At 71.0% G+C, this 16,878-nt stretch carries 13 protein-coding genes; 9 read left to right on the top strand and 4 right to left on the bottom strand.

Annotated elements, in window-relative coordinates; all coding sequences use genetic code 11:
- Nucleotides 1-168: 168 nt before the first annotated feature.
- Nucleotides 169-1,047: an A/G-specific adenine glycosylase gene (locus tag QE416_RS10360; protein ID WP_307315917.1), complete on the bottom strand. Its 879-nt coding sequence runs from the start codon at nucleotides 1,045-1,047 to the stop codon at nucleotides 169-171.
- A 186-nt stretch (nucleotides 1,048-1,233) separates the two neighbouring features.
- Here QE416_RS10360 and QE416_RS10365 point away from each other — a divergent pair, with 186 nt between their 5' ends.
- Genes QE416_RS10365 through QE416_RS10385 form a run of 5 tightly spaced genes read left to right on the top strand, consistent with a single transcriptional unit; the run spans nucleotide 1,234 to nucleotide 4,371 of the window.
- A complete protein-coding gene (locus QE416_RS10365) occupies nucleotides 1,234-1,710 on the top strand; it encodes a hypothetical protein (RefSeq protein WP_307315918.1) in 477 nt (158 codons plus the stop codon).
- Complete coding sequence (truB, locus tag QE416_RS10370; RefSeq protein WP_307315920.1) at nucleotides 1,710-2,594, top strand: tRNA pseudouridine(55) synthase TruB; 885 nt, start codon at nucleotides 1,710-1,712, stop codon at nucleotides 2,592-2,594. The genes QE416_RS10365 and truB overlap by 1 nt, the downstream gene beginning before the upstream one ends.
- Nucleotides 2,591-2,959, top strand: a complete 369-nt coding sequence (locus tag QE416_RS10375; RefSeq protein WP_307315923.1) for a hypothetical protein — start codon at nucleotides 2,591-2,593, stop codon at nucleotides 2,957-2,959. The genes truB and QE416_RS10375 overlap by 4 nt, the downstream gene beginning before the upstream one ends.
- 51 nt (nucleotides 2,960-3,010) lie before the next feature.
- On the top strand, nucleotides 3,011-3,430 hold the full coding sequence (locus tag QE416_RS10380; protein WP_307315925.1) for a hypothetical protein: 420 nt from the start codon (nucleotides 3,011-3,013) through the stop codon (nucleotides 3,428-3,430).
- Nucleotides 3,427-4,371, top strand: a complete 945-nt coding sequence (locus tag QE416_RS10385) for a bifunctional riboflavin kinase/FAD synthetase (protein WP_210071922.1) — start codon at nucleotides 3,427-3,429, stop codon at nucleotides 4,369-4,371. Before QE416_RS10380 ends, QE416_RS10385 begins: the two co-directional genes overlap by 4 nt.
- A 99-nt stretch (nucleotides 4,372-4,470) precedes the next feature.
- Here the strand turns inward: QE416_RS10385 and QE416_RS10390 are convergent, their stop codons facing one another.
- On the bottom strand, nucleotides 4,471-5,838 hold the full coding sequence (locus QE416_RS10390) for an MFS transporter (RefSeq protein ID WP_307315927.1): 1,368 nt from the start codon (nucleotides 5,836-5,838) through the stop codon (nucleotides 4,471-4,473).
- A 119-nt stretch (nucleotides 5,839-5,957) separates the two neighbouring features.
- Here QE416_RS10390 and QE416_RS10395 point away from each other — a divergent pair, with 119 nt between their 5' ends.
- From QE416_RS10395 to QE416_RS10410, 4 genes are all read left to right on the top strand, one after another.
- The gene (locus QE416_RS10395; RefSeq protein ID WP_307315930.1) at nucleotides 5,958-8,348 is read left to right on the top strand and encodes a cation-translocating P-type ATPase; all 2,391 of its coding nucleotides are present in this window, start codon (nucleotides 5,958-5,960) and stop codon (nucleotides 8,346-8,348) included.
- 267 nt (nucleotides 8,349-8,615) lie between these two features.
- Nucleotides 8,616-10,775, top strand: a complete 2,160-nt coding sequence (locus QE416_RS10400; RefSeq protein ID WP_210071919.1) for a DEAD/DEAH box helicase — start codon at nucleotides 8,616-8,618, stop codon at nucleotides 10,773-10,775.
- A gap of 89 nt (nucleotides 10,776-10,864) precedes the next feature.
- Nucleotides 10,865-11,929, top strand: a complete 1,065-nt coding sequence (locus QE416_RS10405) for a hypothetical protein (protein ID WP_307315932.1) — start codon at nucleotides 10,865-10,867, stop codon at nucleotides 11,927-11,929.
- A gap of 138 nt (nucleotides 11,930-12,067) precedes the next feature.
- Nucleotides 12,068-13,096 carry a 6-phosphofructokinase gene (locus QE416_RS10410; protein ID WP_141375580.1) on the top strand — a complete coding sequence of 343 codons (1,029 nt, stop codon included), beginning with the start codon at nucleotides 12,068-12,070 and terminating at the stop codon, nucleotides 13,094-13,096.
- A gap of 367 nt (nucleotides 13,097-13,463) precedes the next feature.
- Here the strand turns inward: QE416_RS10410 and QE416_RS10415 are convergent, their stop codons facing one another.
- Nucleotides 13,464-14,309 carry an endonuclease domain-containing protein gene (locus QE416_RS10415; RefSeq protein WP_307315935.1) on the bottom strand — a complete coding sequence of 282 codons (846 nt, stop codon included), beginning with the start codon at nucleotides 14,307-14,309 and terminating at the stop codon, nucleotides 13,464-13,466.
- 262 nt (nucleotides 14,310-14,571) lie between these two features.
- Nucleotides 14,572-16,686 carry a S9 family peptidase gene (locus QE416_RS10420; protein ID WP_307315937.1) on the bottom strand — a complete coding sequence of 705 codons (2,115 nt, stop codon included), beginning with the start codon at nucleotides 16,684-16,686 and terminating at the stop codon, nucleotides 14,572-14,574.
- Between the last annotated feature and the right edge of the window lie 192 nt (nucleotides 16,687-16,878).

Genomic DNA, 16,878 nt, shown 5'->3' on the forward strand with positions numbered 1-16,878 from the left:
CACCACCCCGAGGGGTCGTGTCCGGCCTTCGTCGTTCCGGGGAGGCTGTCTGTTGAGGACCGCACCGTCCGGCGGTGGCGAAGGGCTCGATCCGCGCCGCGACGACGGTGTCGCCGGAGCGTCGCGTCCGGCACGGAGTGCACCGGGGCGGAGTGCCCCGGGGCGGATTCAGGATGCCGAGTGACCGGGCAGACGCAGGACGTCGTCGACCGCTTCGGCGAGGCCGTCGGCGATGAGCGAGTCGATGGCACGGTCGCGCTGTGCGGTGTCGGGCCAGTCGGGGAGCACCGCGAACAGCGGCACCGAGGAGGGGGCCGCATCGCGCAGCACCTTCAGCACGGCTCCGCGCGCCTGGCGGTCGCTCCCCTCGTACTTCGCCTGCCGACGGCGGCGGTCTTCGGAGGCGGGGTAGCCTGCGGCCCGCCAGGCGCACTGCGCGGCGAGCGGGCAGAGGTCGCACTTCGGCGAGCGGGCCGTGCAGACGATCGCGCCGAGCTCCATGGCGGCGGCGTTCACGATCGCCGCATCGATCATGTCGTGGGGGAGCTCGGCATCCATCCGCTCGAGATCCCGGCGGTGCGGAGGACCGGGCTGCGCCACGCCCTCGACCGCGCGGGCGAGGACGCGCCTCGTGTTCGTGTCGACGACCGGGTGGCGGTCGCCGTAGGCGAAGACCGCTACCGCGCGGGCGGTGTAATCGCCGATCCCGGTGAGGGCGAGGAGCGCCTCGACATCGCGGGGGACGACCCCGTCGTGCCGGTCGCGGATCTCGACCGCCGCCCGATGCAGCCACAGCGCGCGCCGCGGGTAGCCGAGGTTGGCCCACTGCGTCACCGCCTCGGACGGGGGAGAGGCGGCCAGGTCCGCCGGGGTCGGCCAGCGCTCCAGCCACGCTTCGAGATGCGGGATGACTCGCGTGACCGGGGTCTGCTGCAGCATGAACTCGCTGACCAGCGTGCCCCACGCGCCGAACCCCGGGCGGCGCCAGGGGAGGTCGCGCGCCGCGTCGCGGTACCACGCGATGAGCGGGGTGGCGAGATCTGGCATCCCTCCAGCCTACGGTCGCAGAACCCGGTCCTTCGGCACGCATAAACGCCCTCCGCGCCCGTAAACGCGAGCAGAGCGTGTTTCTGTGCGCGCGTCGCGTTTCCGCGTGGTTCGGGGCGGCGCGGCGCAGCCGTTGCGGGGCGGAGAGCGCGGTCGAGTGTCGGTGGTCGACCGTAGGCTGGAGGCATGTCCAGCGAGAACCCCGTCGAGACCCTTCAGCGCAGCTTGCGCGACCTCATGCGGCAGAACAACCGCGCGGGCCGCGTCGTGGTGGCCATCGAGGGGCTGGATGCCGAGGCGGCGCGCGCTTTCGCGGAGGGCTTCGCGTCCGCGGTGGCCGAGGATGGCACGGCCGTGCACCGGGCGAGCGTCTCGGACGAGGCAGCCGACGTGCGCGACGGCGTCGTGGCGCCCTTCCGCGCGGGCGAGGGCGACGCAGTGCTCGTGGTCGACGGCGTGTTCCTCCAGACCCCGGCGCGGCGAGGACTGTGGAACTGGTCGGTGTGGCTCGAGTCCAACCCGCCCGTCGGACAGCCGCGCCCCGAGCTGCCCGACGCGCAGAAGCAGTACGTACACACCGCGCGGCCGCGCGTCGTCGCCTCGGTCATCGTCGAGAACTCCGACCCCTCGCACCCCGTCCAGGTGTTCGGAGACTTCTGCTGATGGTCCGCCCCGGCATCCTCCTGGTCGACAAACCCGGGGGCATCACCAGCCATGACGTGGTGTCGCGGGCCCGCCGGGCGCTCGGCACCCGCAAGATCGGCCATGCCGGCACGCTCGACCCGATGGCAACCGGACTTCTCGTCCTCGGCGTCGAGGGGGCGACACGGTTGCTCACGTACATCGTCGGCGCCGACAAGACGTACGAGGCGACGATCCTCCTGGGGGTCGAGACCGACAGCGACGACGCCGACGGGACCGAGACCGCCCGTGCGGACGCGTCCGCCGTGACCGAGGCGCAGATCCTCGAGGGTATCGCCGAGCTGACGGGCGAGATCGACCAGGTGCCGAGCACGGTGTCGGCCATCAAGGTCGACGGGCGCCGCGCCTACGACCTCGCCCGCGCGGGCGAAGAGGTCGAGCTGAAGGCTCGGCGCGTCACCGTCTCGCGCTTCCATGTGCGCGAGACCCGTCGGGGCGACACGACGATCGAACTCGACGTCGTCGTCGACTGCACGAGCGGTACGTACATCCGAGCCCTGGCCCGCGACCTGGGTCGCTCGCTGGGCGTGGGCGGGCATCTGACGGCCCTTCGGCGCACCCGCATCGGTGCCTTCGACGTCTCCGGCGCGGCATCCGTCGACGATATCGCCGAAGACGCCCTCGTCGAGCCGGCCACCGCGGCCGCCGTCGTCGTGGGCGCCCTCGCGGTGGGGGCGGACGAAGCGCGCGATCTGCGTCACGGCAAACGCATCGACGGGGGAGGACGCCTGACGGGCGCCCTCGCCGCCGCGATCGACCCCGACGGTCGCCTCGTCGGCATCGTCGAGAAGCGGGGGACGCAGCTCAAGAGCGCCATGAACATGCCCGAGGAGGCCGCCCGATGATCCTGTGGTTCACGCTCGTGCAGGTGGGGATCGCCGTCCTCGCGGGCTTCGTCGCGATCACGGCGGGGCTCGTCGGACGCCGCCCCGGAGACGTCACGGTCGGATCCCTCGCGCTCATCGAACTGCTGCTCATCGTGCAGATCGTGGTGGCGATCATCTCGCCGTTCGCCGGCAACCCCCCGTCGGGGAGCCTGCTCGAGTTCTGGACCTATCTCGTCTCGGCCGCCCTCGTGCCAGTCGCGGGAGCCGCGTGGGCGCTCATCGAACGCAGCCGCTGGAGCACCGTCATCATGGGCGTCGCGGCCCTCGCCGTGGCCGTCATGGTCTGGCGCATGCACATCATCTGGACCGTACAGCTGGCCTGACGCGGGCCGCACCGCTCGCCGCGGCCGCGGGCGAACTAGAATCGACAGGTCATGGCATCCACCACTCCCACCCGCTCCCGGGGGATGACCGGCATCGGCCGTGTCCTCGTCGTCGTCTACGGCATCATGGCGCTCGCCGCCACCGGCCGCTCCTTCGTGCAGATCGTTCGCGAGTTCGACGACGCCCCGCTCGCGTACTCGCTGTCGGCCCTCGCCGCGGTCGTGTACATCCTCGCCACCCTCGCGCTCGTCTTCTCGGCGCGACCGACCTGGTACCGCATCGCGTGGATCGCCATCGGTTTCGAGCTGGTGGGTGTCCTCGTCGTGGGAACCCTGAGTCTCGTGCTCCCCGAGCTGTTCCAGCACCCGACGGTGTGGTCGGTCTACGGATACGGATACCTGTTCATCCCCCTCGTGCTGCCCTTCCTCGGACTGTGGTGGCTCATGCGTCATCGTCGGGCGACCCGGTGATCGTGTTCCGCGAGCCCGCGGAGGTGCCGAAGAACTTCGGTCCCTCGGTGGTGGCGATCGGCAAGTTCGACGGCGTCCACGCCGGGCACCGCGCCGTGATCGACCGGGCGCGCATCGACGCGTCCGACGGAGCGCGCGTGGTCGCGGTGACCTTCGACCGCAACCCGTTGAGCGTGCTGCGCCCCGAGAAATGTCCGCCCGATGTGATCGGACCGCACCAGAAGCTCGAGCTGCTCGAGCGGGCCGGGGTGGATGCCACCCTGTTGCTGACCTTCGACGAGGAGCTGGCGGCCATCCCCGCCCACGACTTCGCGCTGCGGGTGCTCGTGGAGGCGCTGCAGGCGCGAACGGTGCTCGTGGGCCGTGACTTCCGGTTCGGCGCCGGGGGAGAGGGCGACCCCGACCTGCTGACGCGTATGGGCGCCGAGCACGGGTTCCGCGTCGACGTGGTGGAGGATGTGCGCGCGGTGCACGCCGATCGGCGGGTGTCGTCCACCTGGATACGCGAGGCGCTGTCGGTCGGCGACGTCGCCACGGCTGCGCGCCTGCTCGGTCGTGCGCCCTCGGTGTGGGGCGAAGTCGTGCACGGACTCAAGCGCGGCCGCGAGCTCGGCTACCCCACCGCGAACCTCTCGCCCGAACTCGAGGGCTTCGTCCCCGCTGACGGTGTCTACGCCGGCTGGCTCGTCGACGTCGACGGCGCGCGGCGCATCAGCTACCCGGCCGCGATCAGCGTCGGCACCAATCCCACGTTCGACGACGTGCACGCACGCCAGGTCGAGGCGTACGTGATCGATGAGACCGGCCTCGACCTGTACGGCCATCATGTCGAGGTGCGTTTCGTCGAGCGGGTGCGCGAGATGACGGCCTTCGACGGCATCGACGCCCTCCTGGTGCAGATGGCCGACGACGTGGAGCGGGCGCGGGCCATTCTGCGCTGAGCGCGGAGAGGGCGCGGTTTCGCGGCGTCGTCCGTGGCCTCGGGGCCGCTCGGGCACCGCTACACCGCTCCGGGTGCGCGTGACGCCCGGGTCCGTCGCTCAGTCCTGCCGGGGCAACCGATTCCGGATGCCGAGGAACGACGCCGCAGCCCCGAGCATCATCAGCGCCGCGGTGAAGACGGCAGCGCGGTGGAAGCCGTCGAGATCGAGCGAGCCGCCCACGACCGCCGACACCGCGGCGATCGCGAGGAGTCCCGCTACGCGCGAGACGGCGTTGTTGACGGCCGAGGCGATGCCCGATCGTTCGGTGTCGATCGCGCCGAGCACGGCCGCCGTGAGGGGGGACACCGTGGCGGTCAGGCCCAGGCCCCACACGATCACTCCGGGCAGCACCTGCGTGACGTAGGCGAAGTCGCCGCCGACGTTCAGCAGCAGGAGGGCGCCCACGGCCATCACGATCGGGCCGAGCGTCATGAACAGGCGCGGTCCGAAACGCCCCGCGAGCGCGCCCATCCGTGAGCTGAGCAGGATCATCAGCACCGTGCTCGGCAGCGATGCGAGTCCCGCGAGGGTGGCCGGCAGCCCCGCGCCCTGCTGCAGGTACACGCTCAGGACGAAGCCGTTGAGCGACAGGGCTGCGTAGACGAAGACGGTGGTGAGATTTCCCGCCCAGAAGTTGCGCGAGCGGAACAGGTCGAGCGGCATCATCGGGTCGCGCGCCGTGCGTTGGCGCACGAGAAAACCCGCGAACGACAGGATGCCGATGACCCCGGGCACCCAGATCACCGGCGAGGCCCACCCGAGGTTCGGCTGTTCGATGAGGGCGAAGACGATGCCGCCGAGTCCCAGGGCGCACAGCACGGCCCCGAGGATGTCGACGCGCGCGCCGGGACGACGGTGGTCGCGGTGCCCGAGGCGGGCGAGCAACCACAGGGTCACCGCGATGGGCAGGACGTTCACGAGGAACACCAGGCGCCACGAGAGCGTGTCGACGAAGATGCCGCCGATGAGAGGGCCGGCGAGCATGGCGACGGTGGTCGCGCCGGTCCAGATGCCGATCGCGCGGGCCTGCGCGGGTCCGCGGAACGTCGATGTGATCAGGGCCAGCGAGCTCGGGACCAGGAGCGCGCCGGCGATGCCCTGCAGCGCTCGGGCGACGATGAGGAACTCGGCCGTGGGGGCTGCGGCGATCGCGAGAGAGGTGATGCCGAAGCCGATGAGGCCGATCCGCAGCACGACGACGCGCCCCAGCACATCGCTCAGCGAACCCGCGACGAGAATGAATGCCCCGAGGGTCACGAGATAGGCGTCCACGACCCACTGCTGCGTCGACAGGCCGCCGCCGAGTTCGCCCGCGATCGCGGGGAGAGCGACGTTGACCACGGTCCCGTCGAGGAACGACACGAACGACGCCAGAACGGCAACCGCCAGGACGACCCGCTGCTCGCTTGTCATCGTGTCGGCCATGACTCCAGCGTAGGGTCGCGCGGGCCGGCGCGGGCGGGTGGGCGGCCCGGACGGGATCCGGCCCCGGGAATACCCCCAGGGGGTATCGTGTTGAGAACGGAGTGACCGGAGGAGGAGCCATGGCCGAGAGCACCGAAGCACCGACCGCGGAGGCCGTGCTCGATATCGAAGGCATGACCTGCGCGAGCTGCGTCGCCCGCGTCGAGAAGAAGCTCGGCCGCGTCGAGGGCGTCGAGGCCGCGGTGAACCTGGCGACCGAGACCGCGCGGGTGCGCTACCCCGCCGACCTCGACCCCGCTGCCCTCGTCGACGCCGTCCGCTCCGCCGGATACGACGCCACCGTCCGTCCGCGCCCCGCCTCTCGGCCGGCGGCGGGTGTGGCGGCATCCGCCCCTCTGCCGACCCCCACGGGCGAGCGAGCGGATGCCGGCACCTCGGCGCCCGATGCCGTCGCCGTTCCCGCGCCCGGCGGCGAGATCGATGCGGCGACCGGCCACGCGCTCGACGTGGCTGCGGACCACGCCGGCCACGTCCACGACACCGGCGACGCGCCCGGCTCCACCCCGTTGCGCGTCCGTCTGTGGGTCTCGCTCGCCCTCGCCGTGCCGGTGGTCGCCCTCGGGATGATCCCGGCGTGGCAGTTCCCGGGCTGGCAGTGGGTCTCGCTCGTTCTCACGACACCGATCGTGCTCTGGGGCGGCTGGCCCTTCCATCGTGCGACGCTGCGCAACGCGCGCCACGGCGCGGCGACCATGGACACCCTCATCACCCTGAGCACCTTCGCCGCCTACCTGTGGAGCGTGTGGGCGCTCGTCTTCGGAACGGCCGGGCGGATCGGCATCCGGCATGAGGTCATGCTCTTCGGCCCGGTGCACGACGCGACCTCCGTCGTCTACTTCGAGGTCGCGGCCGCGGTGACGGTGTTCCTCCTGCTCGGGCGCGTCATCGAGCAGCGATCCACCCGGCGGGCCGGCGCGGCGCTGCGCGCCCTGCTCGACCTCGGCGCTCGCGAGGCGGAACTCGCCGACGGACGACGCATCGACATCGACCGGCTCTCGGTGGGCGATGCCTTCGTCGTGCGGCCGGGCGCCACGGTCGCCACCGATGGGGAGGTGCTCGAAGGGCGTGCCTCGATCGACGAGAGCATGCTGACCGGAGAAGCGCTGCCCGTCGACGTCGGCCCCGGGGACACCGTCACCGGCGGCACGATCGCCTCGGGCGGGCGACTGGTCGTCCGCGCGACGGGAGTGGGGGAGCAGACCCGCCTGGCCCGTATCGCCCGCCTCGTCGAGGACGCCCAGCTCGGCAAGAGTCGCGTGCAGCGGCTCGCCGACCGAATCTCCGGCGTCTTCGTGCCCGTCGTCATCGCGCTCGCCGCCCTGACCCTCGTCGCGTGGCTCGTCGCCGGGCAGCCCGTGGCCGCCGGCTTCACCGCGGCCGTCGCGGTGCTCATCATCGCCTGCCCCTGCGCCCTGGGACTTGCGACCCCGATCGCGATCCTCGTCGGCACCGGTCGCGGAGCGCAGCTCGGCATCCTCGTGACCGGACCCGCGGCACTCGAGTCCGCGGAGCGCATCGACACGGTCGTGCTCGACAAGACGGGCACTCTCACCTCGGGCCGGATGAGCGTCGCGCGCGTCACAACCGCCGATGCTCAGGATGCCTCCGACGCCCTGCGGCGCGTCGCCGCCGTCGAACGCGGGGCGGAGCACCCCATCGCCCACGCGATCGTCGCCGCCGCGGGCGAGGGGCCGGTCGCCACCGACCTCGAGGCCCTGCCCGGCCGCGGGGTCACCGCGACCGTGGACGGCGTACGGGTGTTCGCCGGTCGTCCGGCGCTCGCCGCGGACCTCGGCGCGCAGCTGCCCGCGGCGCTCGCCGACGCCGTCGAGGCGGGGGAACGGCGCGGCACCGTCGTGGTGGCCGGGTGGGCCGGTCCCGACGGTGCCCCGCACGCCCGAGTCGTCATCGAGGTGGCCGACACGGTCCGCCCCGAGAGCGCCCGAGCGGTCGCGCAGTTGAAGGCCATGGGCCTGGAGCCCGTGCTCCTCACCGGCGACAACGAGCACGTGGCCCGTGCCGTCGCCGATGCACTGGGCATCGAACGCGTACGCGCGGGGGTCCTACCCGAAGGGAAGGTCGACGAGATCACGGCCCTACGCGCCCAGGGACGCACCGTCGCGATGGTCGGCGACGGAGTCAACGACGCCGCGGCCCTGGCATCCGCCGATCTGGGTATCGCGATGGGCGGAGGGACGGATGCCGCGCTGCACGCGAGCGACGTGGCTCTCATGCGCGACGACCCGCGGGGCATCGTCACCGCCCTCGCCCTCAGCCGGCGCACGATGCGGATCATCCGCGGCAACCTCTTCTGGGCGTTCGCGTACAACGTCGCCGCGCTGCCGCTCGCGGCGCTGGGCCTGTTGAACCCGATGCTGGCCGGGGCCGCGATGGCGTTCTCGAGCGTGTTCGTCGTGCTGAACAGCCTGAGGCTGCGCCGCGCGGCGTGAGACCCGGTGAGGTGCGGAGGATCCTCACTCAGCGTCCTGGGCGGCGACGAATTCCTCCGCCTCACGCGGAAAGCGGCTTCCGGCCGCTAGAATGATCTCGACCCCGATCTCCGCTGTCCTCGCGAGCCGTTTCGGCATAGACGCGTTGCGGGTCGCCGACACCGCTTCTTCGGCGGCGGTTCGAGCGACGAATCCCCGGGGTCACTGATCCACCGGCATTCGCCGGACGCTCCGGATTGTCATCCGGACGACACGCTCAGGAGGAGCATGCCGACTACGGCAACCGCGTCCCGAGGCTCGAGCCAACGACGCAGGAAGACCACGTCATCCCGACGCGACGACGAAGCACCCGTCATCCCGATCCTCGCCCGCAAGGTGCGCGAGATCGAGGCGAAGGCGCAGCGCGGAAAGCTCGGGCCCACCAACCGCGTCAAGTTCCAGGTGATCGCCTTCCTCGTCCGCGAGGAGCGCGCCCGGGTCAAGGCCGACACCGAGATCACCGACGCCGCACGCGCCGAGCTGCTCAAGCGCCTCGACGGGGTCGCGACGATCCTCGCGAAGACCGCCGCCCGCGACACCTCGCTGATCCAGCTGCTCGAGGTCGACCAGGCCACCTCGCCGGTCGCCCGTCGTATGCGCCGCGACTGGCTGCTCGAATCGGGTGCCGAGCTGCCGCCCGACGAGCTCATTATCACCGACAACACGCCGAAGGTCGCCCCGGTCGTTCCCGCGGCGCTCGCCGAGAAGCAGGTCATCCCCGCCTCGATCGAGGCGCGCCAGATGGCGAACCCCTTCCTCGCACCCGACCTCACTCCCCGCTCGACCGGGGACGCCCCCCGTCGTCGCCTCGACGGCTGGGAACTCATGGGACCGCTGTACAAGGCGTTCGAGACCGGCGCAGGCGGGTCGGCCGCGAGCATGGAGCTGCCGCCCGTCCCCGAGTTCGACCGTCTCTCGCCGCGCGGGCTCGAGGTCATGCCGCACCAGTCGCGGTTCCTCGAGGCCGTCCGCACCGGCCACCGCTCGTTCCTGCTGGCCGATGAGCCGGGCCTCGGCAAGACCGCGGAGTCGGTGCTCGCGGCATCCGTCGCTGACGCGTACCCGCTGCTGGTCGTCGTGCCCAACGTCGTGAAGATGAACTGGGCCCGCGAGGTGCAGCGATGGACGCCCCAGCGGCGCGCCACCGTCATCTCGGGCGGCGGCGCCGACATCGACGCCTTCGCCGACATCTTCATCGTCAACTACGAGATCCTCGACCGACACCTCTCATGGCTGTCGTCGATCGGGCTGAAGGGCATCGTCGTCGACGAGGCGCACTTCATCAAGAACCTCACGTCGCAGCGCTCGCAGAACGTGCTGGCCCTGGCATCCCGTGTCCGTCAGCAGACCCGCGACCCGCTCCTGCTGGCGCTGACCGGTACCCCGCTGATCAACGACGTCGAGGACTTCGACGCGATCTGGCGCTTCCTCGGCTGGACGAACGGCGAGAAGCCCGGTCCCGAGCTCATGGAGAAGCTGGATGCCACGGGTCTGACGCCCGCGGACAAGGCGTTCTACCCCGAGGCGCGCGAGGCCGTGATCTCGATGGGCATCGTGCGGCGCAAGAAGAAGGACGTCGCCGCCGACCTGCCCGACAAGCTCGTGGCCGACCTACCGGTCGAGCTCGACGACGAGTTCGGCCGCTCGATCCGCCAGGCCGAGCGCGAACTCGGCGCCCGTCTCGCGGCGAAGTACCGCCGCATCATCGAGGCGCGCGGCGACCGGGGCTCCGCCGCCGGCGAGATCGACGAGGACATCGTGCGTCTCGTCGCCCACGGCGAGCTCGAGGAATCCAAGGCCGCAGGCTCGGGGAGCGAGAACGTCTTCACGATGGTCCGCCGCATCGGTCAGGCCAAGGCGCACCTCGCCGCCGACTACGCCGTGCAACTGCAGCGCTCCGTCGGCAAGGTCGTCTTCTTCGCCAAGCACATCGACGTGATGGATGCCGCGGAGGCCCACTTCAAGGCCTCCGGCCTCAAGGCCGTCTCGGTGCGCGGGGAGCAGACCTCGACCGCGCGCCAGGCCGCGATCGACGCCTTCAACGGCGACCCCGACGTCGGCATCGCGGTGTGTTCGCTGACGGCCGCCGGTGTCGGCCTGAACATGCAGGCCGCGTCCAACGTCGTGCTCGCCGAGCTGTCGTGGACCGCCGCCGAGCAGACCCAGGCGATCGACCGCGTGCACCGTATCGGTCAGGAGGAGCCCGTGACCGCGTGGCGCATCATCGCCGCACACACGATCGACACCAAGATCGCCGAGCTCATCGACTCGAAGGAAGGCCTCGCGGCCCGCGCCCTCGACGGCCAGGCGATCGAGCCCGGCTCGAGCGATTCGGTTCAGCTGTCGGCGCTCATGCATCTGCTGCGTCAGGCGCTCGGCGCGGCCTGATCCGGTTCTCCCCTCGAACGCCCCGGTCGCTACGGCGTCGGGGCGTTCGTGCGTGGCCGGTGCGACGGCCGGCAACTAACGTCGGGGACATGACCCTGGACCCCTCCGCGCTGCTGGCCGGACCCCGAGGACGACGGCTGTGCCTCGAAGTGCTTCTCGCCCAGGGGGACGGTCCGGCGGTGCAGAGGGCCGCGTGGGCGGTGTCGTGGGCCGCGCGACCGTTCGACGAGCACCGAGGCACCGTCATCGCCTTCGCGGGCGATGCGACCTCCTTCGTCGAGCCCGAGGTGAGCCCTGCCGAGGCCGCCATCGCGCTCGGCGCGGTGCGACCGCACATCGACCCGGCCGTGCTCGATACCGCCTTGGCGGTGGCGGTCGACCTCGCCGCCTACTGGCAGCCGCCGTCGGGAGAGGACGTCCTGGTGACGACGGAGGAGGTCCTCGCCGCGCTCGAGCCCGTGGCCGAGTCGGTCAGCCGTGACCCGTCGATCAGCTGGTGGACGGAGCCGGTCGCGCGCGCTGCCCAGGCCTGTGTCTTCTGGGAATCGAAGAGGTCGTCCGAGGAGCCTCTGCGCGCCCGGCTCTCGCGGTGGCGCGCTTCGATGGAGGCCGAAGAGACGCAGTTCGCGACGGAGTACGCCGGACAGGACGTCTCCGGGGTGTGGTGGTCGACACCGCCGCAGGATCTTCCTCGCTCGACCCGTGCGCGCCGTGGGGGAGAGCCCCTCGGACTGACTCTCGTCGAGGACTCGTTCGGCTGGGAGACGGCCCGCGTCCAGCCCGTGCGGGTCCCCGAGGGGGAGGTCATCGAGATCGACGGCCCCGAGGCATGGGCGCGACTATGCCGTCGGCATCCGCTGGTCGTCACCGCCTCCCGCCGCTACGTCTGGGAGATGACCACGGGCCGTGTGGGCGACTGGGTTCAGCCGGACTGGGCGGCTGTCGCGGACGAAGCCGTCGGCGTCCACCTGACGGTCGCCGGATACCTGACCACCGCGGGACGCGTCGTCGACCTCGGAGACGGCGGCGCGAGTCTGCTCGCGGGGTGGGGCCCCGATGAGACGTTCTGGTTCGACACGGTCGTCCCCTCCCGCTCGGAGGAGACGTGGTCGGTCGATCGCGGCGCGAGTGATGGGCGATGGCGGCGGGCGTAGGAGCGGCCTGCGGGGTCGGCCGAGGGACCACCGCCCGTCCGTCACCGTGTGGCAGCAGTCCCGCCCGCGGCGATAGGGTCGAAGACGGCAACGGCGCCGACCCCTTCACCCGAACCACAGCACCAGAGGACTCTGCCCATGAAGATCGGCATCCTGACCAGCGGCGGCGACTGCCCCGGGCTGAACGCGGTCATCCGTGGCGTCGTGCTCAAGGGCACGACGAACTACGACATCGAGTTCGTCGGCATCCGCGACGGCTGGCGCGGCGTGGTCGACGGCGACTTCTTCCCGCTCACGCGTCATGAGGTGAAGGGCCTGTCCAAGGTCGGCGGCACCATCCTCGGCACGAGCCGCACCAACCCCTACGAGGGGGCACGCGGCGGCGCCGAGAACATCTCCAAGACCATGTACGGGCACCGGCTCGACGGCATCCTGGCCATCGGCGGCGAAGGCACGCTGGCCGCGGCCGACCGTCTGTCGAAGGACGGCATCAACGTGCTCGGCGTCCCCAAGACGATCGACAACGACCTCCGCGCCACCGACTACTCGTTCGGTTTCGACACGGCCGTCAACATCGCAACGGATGCCATGGACCGCCTCCGAACGACCGGTGACTCGCACCAGCGCTGCATGGTGGCCGAGGTCATGGGCCGTCACGTCGGCTGGATCGCCCTGCACGCGGGTATCGCCGCGGGTGCCCACGTGATCTGCATCCCCGAGGTGCCGATGTCGATCGACGAGATCGTCGAGCAGGTCACCCGCGCGCACGACCGCGGTCGCGCGCCCCTGGTCGTCGTGTCGGAGGGCTTCAAGCTCACGGGCATGGACGAGGCCTTCAGCGACAAGGGCCTCGATGCCTTCAACCGTCCCCGCCTGGGCGGCATCGGCGAGCTGCTCGCGCCCGAGATCGAGCGCCTCACCGGCATCGAGACCCGTTCCACCGTGCTCGGACACATCCAGCGCGGCGGTTCGCCCTCGGGCTTCGACCGCGTCCTCGCCACGCGCCTGGGTCTGCACGCCGCCGACGCTCTCCACGAAGGCGCGTGGGGCCAGATGGTGGCGATGCGCGGCACCGACATCGTGCGCGTCCCCTTCGCCGACGCCCTCGGCGAGCTCAACAGCGTGCCCCTGTACCGCTACGAAGAGGCCGCAGCCCTCTTCGGCTGAGCTTCGGTGCGTCGACGCCCCGTCCCGCCTCGTGCGGGGTGGGGCGTCGCGCTGTAGGGGGGTGTTGCGCTGTGGGGTCGGGCGGGCGGGGTGCCTCCTCCGGATTAACACGAGAACAGGGCGGTGCGCCCGGAACAGGGGAATCGGGGCGGTTTCCTCCTGTTCTCGTGGCATCCCCTGTTCTCGTGACGTGGAAGGGCCGCGGTATCGATTCGGTGGGCGGGTCGGCCTGACGCATGCGCTTCCTCCGGGCCGTTACGAGAACAGGGCGGTGCGCCCGGAACAGGGGAATCGGGGCGATTTACTCCTGTTCTCGTGGCGTGCCCTGTTCTGGTGACGCAGGGGGGGGCGGACCGGGCGGAACGACTCAGCGGGACGGGCAGAGGTGGCGTCCCTGCGCCATCGCGAGGCGCACGGTGTCGATCACATAGGCGGGCTCGAACAGGATCTGCACGTAGTCGAAGCGGAGGACCGTGTACCCGCGCAGCACCAGCCGGGCGTCCTGGCGGAGGTCGCGGCGCCGGTCCGTCGGTGAGCTGTGGAAAGCGAACCCATCTATCTGAATCGCCAGGCGCTCGCCGATCACGGCGTCGACCGGGTGCCCGTCGACCCATACCTGCTGCCGAAGGCGGACGCCGATCGCGAGCATCAGCTCGCGGAAGTGCGTCTCGAGGCCCGAGTCGGAGAGGAACGTGGCGACGTGCGCGAACCTCGAGGCGCGGGTCGAGCGCCAACCCACCGCCGCCAGGGTGTCGGCATCCACGTTCTTCGACCGAAGTGCGGATTCCCACACGGTGAGACCGTCGACGGGAGGAAGGCAGCGAGCGACGTGGAACAGCACGTTGACGATGGGCTCGAGGGGATCGGTGCGTATCAGGGGTATGGGTGCAGTGGCGCGATGCAGTCGCAGACGTGCGTCGTCGAGGCGCGAGGCCGTGGCGGGCACCCACACGTGCACGTCTTCGCTCTGCGGTGTCCACAGGCCCATGTCGTGAGCCGCGCTCACGCACGTCGACCGACCGCTGACGGATGCCGCTCTCTTCCGGCTCGAGGGACAGTCGGGCGTGACGATCCAGGAACGCCGGATGCGTTCCACCTCCGACGTCGCCACCGCCGCCGCGATCGCCCGTGGGCCGAAGCCGGCAGCCGCAGCCGAGGTCGTGTGCGCGACGCCGCCGCGTGCCGTCAACCATGCGACCAGGCTGGGTTCCATCGCACCAGACTCGCGGCCGGAAGACGCCAGTCGTCCCCTGCTTCTACGAAATGGGGATGGTTCGGAGGAGGAGCGGCCTGGGGACGAGTGTCGGAGCAGCGCGCTCGTCACGAGAACAGGAGATGCGACGAGAACAGGGCGAAACCGGCCGATTCGCCCTGTTCTCGTGACTTCCCCTGTTCTCATGACGCAACGCCGCGGAATCCAGACGCCGAACGCCCCGCCGCGCGAGGCGACGGGGCGTTCGAGACGCGGGTCGGGCTTACTCCGCCAGGCCCAGCACGTCGAGCAACCACGCGATCTCGAAGGCGCGCTCGCGCCAGGCGTTGTAGCGGCCGCTGACGCCGCCGTGACCGGCGACCATCTCGCACTTCAGCAGCGCGTCGGCACCGACTTCGCGCAGGCGCGCGACCCACTTCGCGGGCTCGACGTACATCACGCGGGTGTCGTTGAGCGAGGTGACCGCGAGGATGCGGGGGTACTCGACGCCCTCGCGCACGTTCTCGTACGGCGAGTACGACTTCATGTAGGCGTAGACGTCCGCATCGTGCAGCGGGTCGCCCCACTCGTCCCACTCGATGACGGTGAGGGGGAGCGAGGGGTCGAGGATCGTCGTCAGCGCATCGACGAAGGGCACGTCGGCCAGCACACCGGCGAACATCTCGGGCGCGAGGTTCGCCACGGCGCCCATGAGCAGGCCCCCGGCGCTTCCGCCTTCGGCGACGATCCGGTCGGGGGTGGTGTACCCGGCATCCACGAGGTGACGCGCCGCGGCGACGAAGTCGGTGAAGGTGTTGCGCTTGGCCCGCATCTTGCCGTCTTCGTACCACTGACGGCCCATCTCGCCGCCGCCGCGCACGTGGGCGACCGCGAAGACGACGCCTCGGTCGAGCAGCGACAGGCGCGGCACCGAGAAGCCGGGCTCGATCGAGTGTTCGTACGATCCGTAGCCGTATAGGTGCACCGGTCGGGGCGACGAACCGGGGTCGCCGAACGAGCGCTTCCACACGAGCGATACGGGCACCTGGGTGCCGTCCTCGGCGGGGGCCCAGACGCGCGCCTGCCCGTAGTCTGCGGGGTCGAACCCGCCCAGCACGGGCTGGCGCTTGCGCAGCAGCAGTTCGCCGGTCTCGACGACGTAGTCGTACACGGTGCCGGGGGTGACGAACGAGCCGTAGCCGAGGCGCAGCACCGGGGGTGCGTATTCGGGGTTGCCGCCGGTGCCGACACTGTACAGCGGCTCGTCGAACCCGATCTCGGTCACGGCGCCGTCGGCGTACGACAGCATGCCCAGGCGTGCGAGGCCGTCGCGCCGGTAGCCGACCACGCCCCAGTCGCGGAAGGTGTCGACGCCCAGCAGACGGTGGCCGGTGCGGTGCGCGATCACCGTCTCGCGCGGACCCTGAGGATCGGATGCCGAGACCCGCACGAGCTCGAAATCGAGAGCGCCGTCGTTGTGCAGGATGTACAGCACGTCCTCACCGTCGACCACGGCGTGCGAGGAGGAGTACTCGACGCCCTCGCGGCGCGGCCACACCACGCGGGGTTCGCCGCGGAGGTCATCGGCATCGAGGATCCACTCCTCGCTCGTGATCGACGAGCCCATCTCGATCACGAGGAAGCGGTCGCTGCGGGTGAAGTCGGCGCCGATCCAGTACCGATCGTCGGGCTCGTGGAAGAGCTTCGCGTCGTCGCCGACGGGCGTTCCGATCTCGTGCAGCCACACGGTGTCGGGCCGCCAGGCGTCGTCGACGGTGGTGTAGACGATGAAGCGCCCGTCGGGCGAGAACGTCGCACCCGAGAAGGTGCCGGGGATCTCGTCGGCGAGCGTCTCGCCGGTGGTGAGGTCGCGCACGCGAACGGTGTAGCGCTCGTCGCCCGCGACGTCGATGCCGTAGAGCATGCGCGTGCCGTCGTTCGAGACCTCGAAGCTGCCGAGCGAGAAGAACTCGGTGCCTTCGGCCTCGACGTTGCCGTCGAACAGCACCTGCTCGCCGGGGACGGGGGAGTCGGGCGAGAGGGTAGGCGGCGTCCAGTCGTCGGGGGAGTCGAGGGGGGCGCGGCATTGGATGCCGTACTGGGCCCCGGCGACCGTGCGACCGTAGTACCACCAATCGCCCCGGCGCGCGGGCACCGACAGGTCGGTCTCGAGCGTGCGGCCCTTGATCTCACCGAAGACCGTGTCGCGAAGGGGGGCGAGGTGCGCGGTGCGCTCACCCGTGTAGGCGTTCTCGGCTTCGAGGTGCGCGAGAACCTCGGCATCGTCCTTGGCGCGCAACCACTCGTAGGGATCGTCGAACGTGTCGCCGTGGTGGGTTCGCGCGACAGGGCGGCGGTCGGCGACGGGCGGGGTGAGCTTCGGGTCGAGATCGGTCACCGTCCCACGCTAGTGCGCCCGTGCGTGATCGGTCCGCGAGAATGCTCAGGATGCCGGCGCCTCGACGCTGCGCAAGTTTGACCGTCGCGGTCCTCGGTGAAAGGATGTCGAGGCGACCCCGGTGAACGGGTGTCGAACTCCAGGTGAACTCTTCGTTCGTCGCGCCGATCCCGTCGGCATCCCCTCTTCCTT

The sequence above is a fragment of the Microbacterium sp. SORGH_AS_0421 genome, from assembly GCF_030818635.1.
Classification (GTDB): domain Bacteria; phylum Actinomycetota; class Actinomycetes; order Actinomycetales; family Microbacteriaceae; genus Microbacterium.

Excerpts from the sequence above, each read along its gene's own strand:
- QE416_RS10360 (WP_307315917.1), bottom strand. The coding sequence starts at position 1,047 with ATGCCAGATCTCGCCACCCCGCTCATCGCGTGGTACCGCGACGCGGCG.
- QE416_RS10365 (WP_307315918.1), top strand. The coding sequence starts at position 1,234 with ATGTCCAGCGAGAACCCCGTCGAGACCCTTCAGCGCAGCTTGCGCGAC.
- truB (WP_307315920.1), top strand. The coding sequence starts at position 1,710 with ATGGTCCGCCCCGGCATCCTCCTGGTCGACAAACCCGGGGGCATCACC.
- QE416_RS10375 (WP_307315923.1), top strand. The coding sequence starts at position 2,591 with ATGATCCTGTGGTTCACGCTCGTGCAGGTGGGGATCGCCGTCCTCGCG.
- QE416_RS10380 (WP_307315925.1), top strand. The coding sequence starts at position 3,011 with ATGGCATCCACCACTCCCACCCGCTCCCGGGGGATGACCGGCATCGGC.
- QE416_RS10390 (WP_307315927.1), bottom strand. The coding sequence starts at position 5,838 with ATGGCCGACACGATGACAAGCGAGCAGCGGGTCGTCCTGGCGGTTGCC.
- QE416_RS10395 (WP_307315930.1), top strand. The coding sequence starts at position 5,958 with ATGGCCGAGAGCACCGAAGCACCGACCGCGGAGGCCGTGCTCGATATC.
- QE416_RS10400 (WP_210071919.1), top strand. The coding sequence starts at position 8,616 with ATGCCGACTACGGCAACCGCGTCCCGAGGCTCGAGCCAACGACGCAGG.
- QE416_RS10405 (WP_307315932.1), top strand. The coding sequence starts at position 10,865 with ATGACCCTGGACCCCTCCGCGCTGCTGGCCGGACCCCGAGGACGACGG.
- QE416_RS10410 (WP_141375580.1), top strand. The coding sequence starts at position 12,068 with ATGAAGATCGGCATCCTGACCAGCGGCGGCGACTGCCCCGGGCTGAAC.
- QE416_RS10415 (WP_307315935.1), bottom strand. The coding sequence starts at position 14,309 with ATGGAACCCAGCCTGGTCGCATGGTTGACGGCACGCGGCGGCGTCGCG.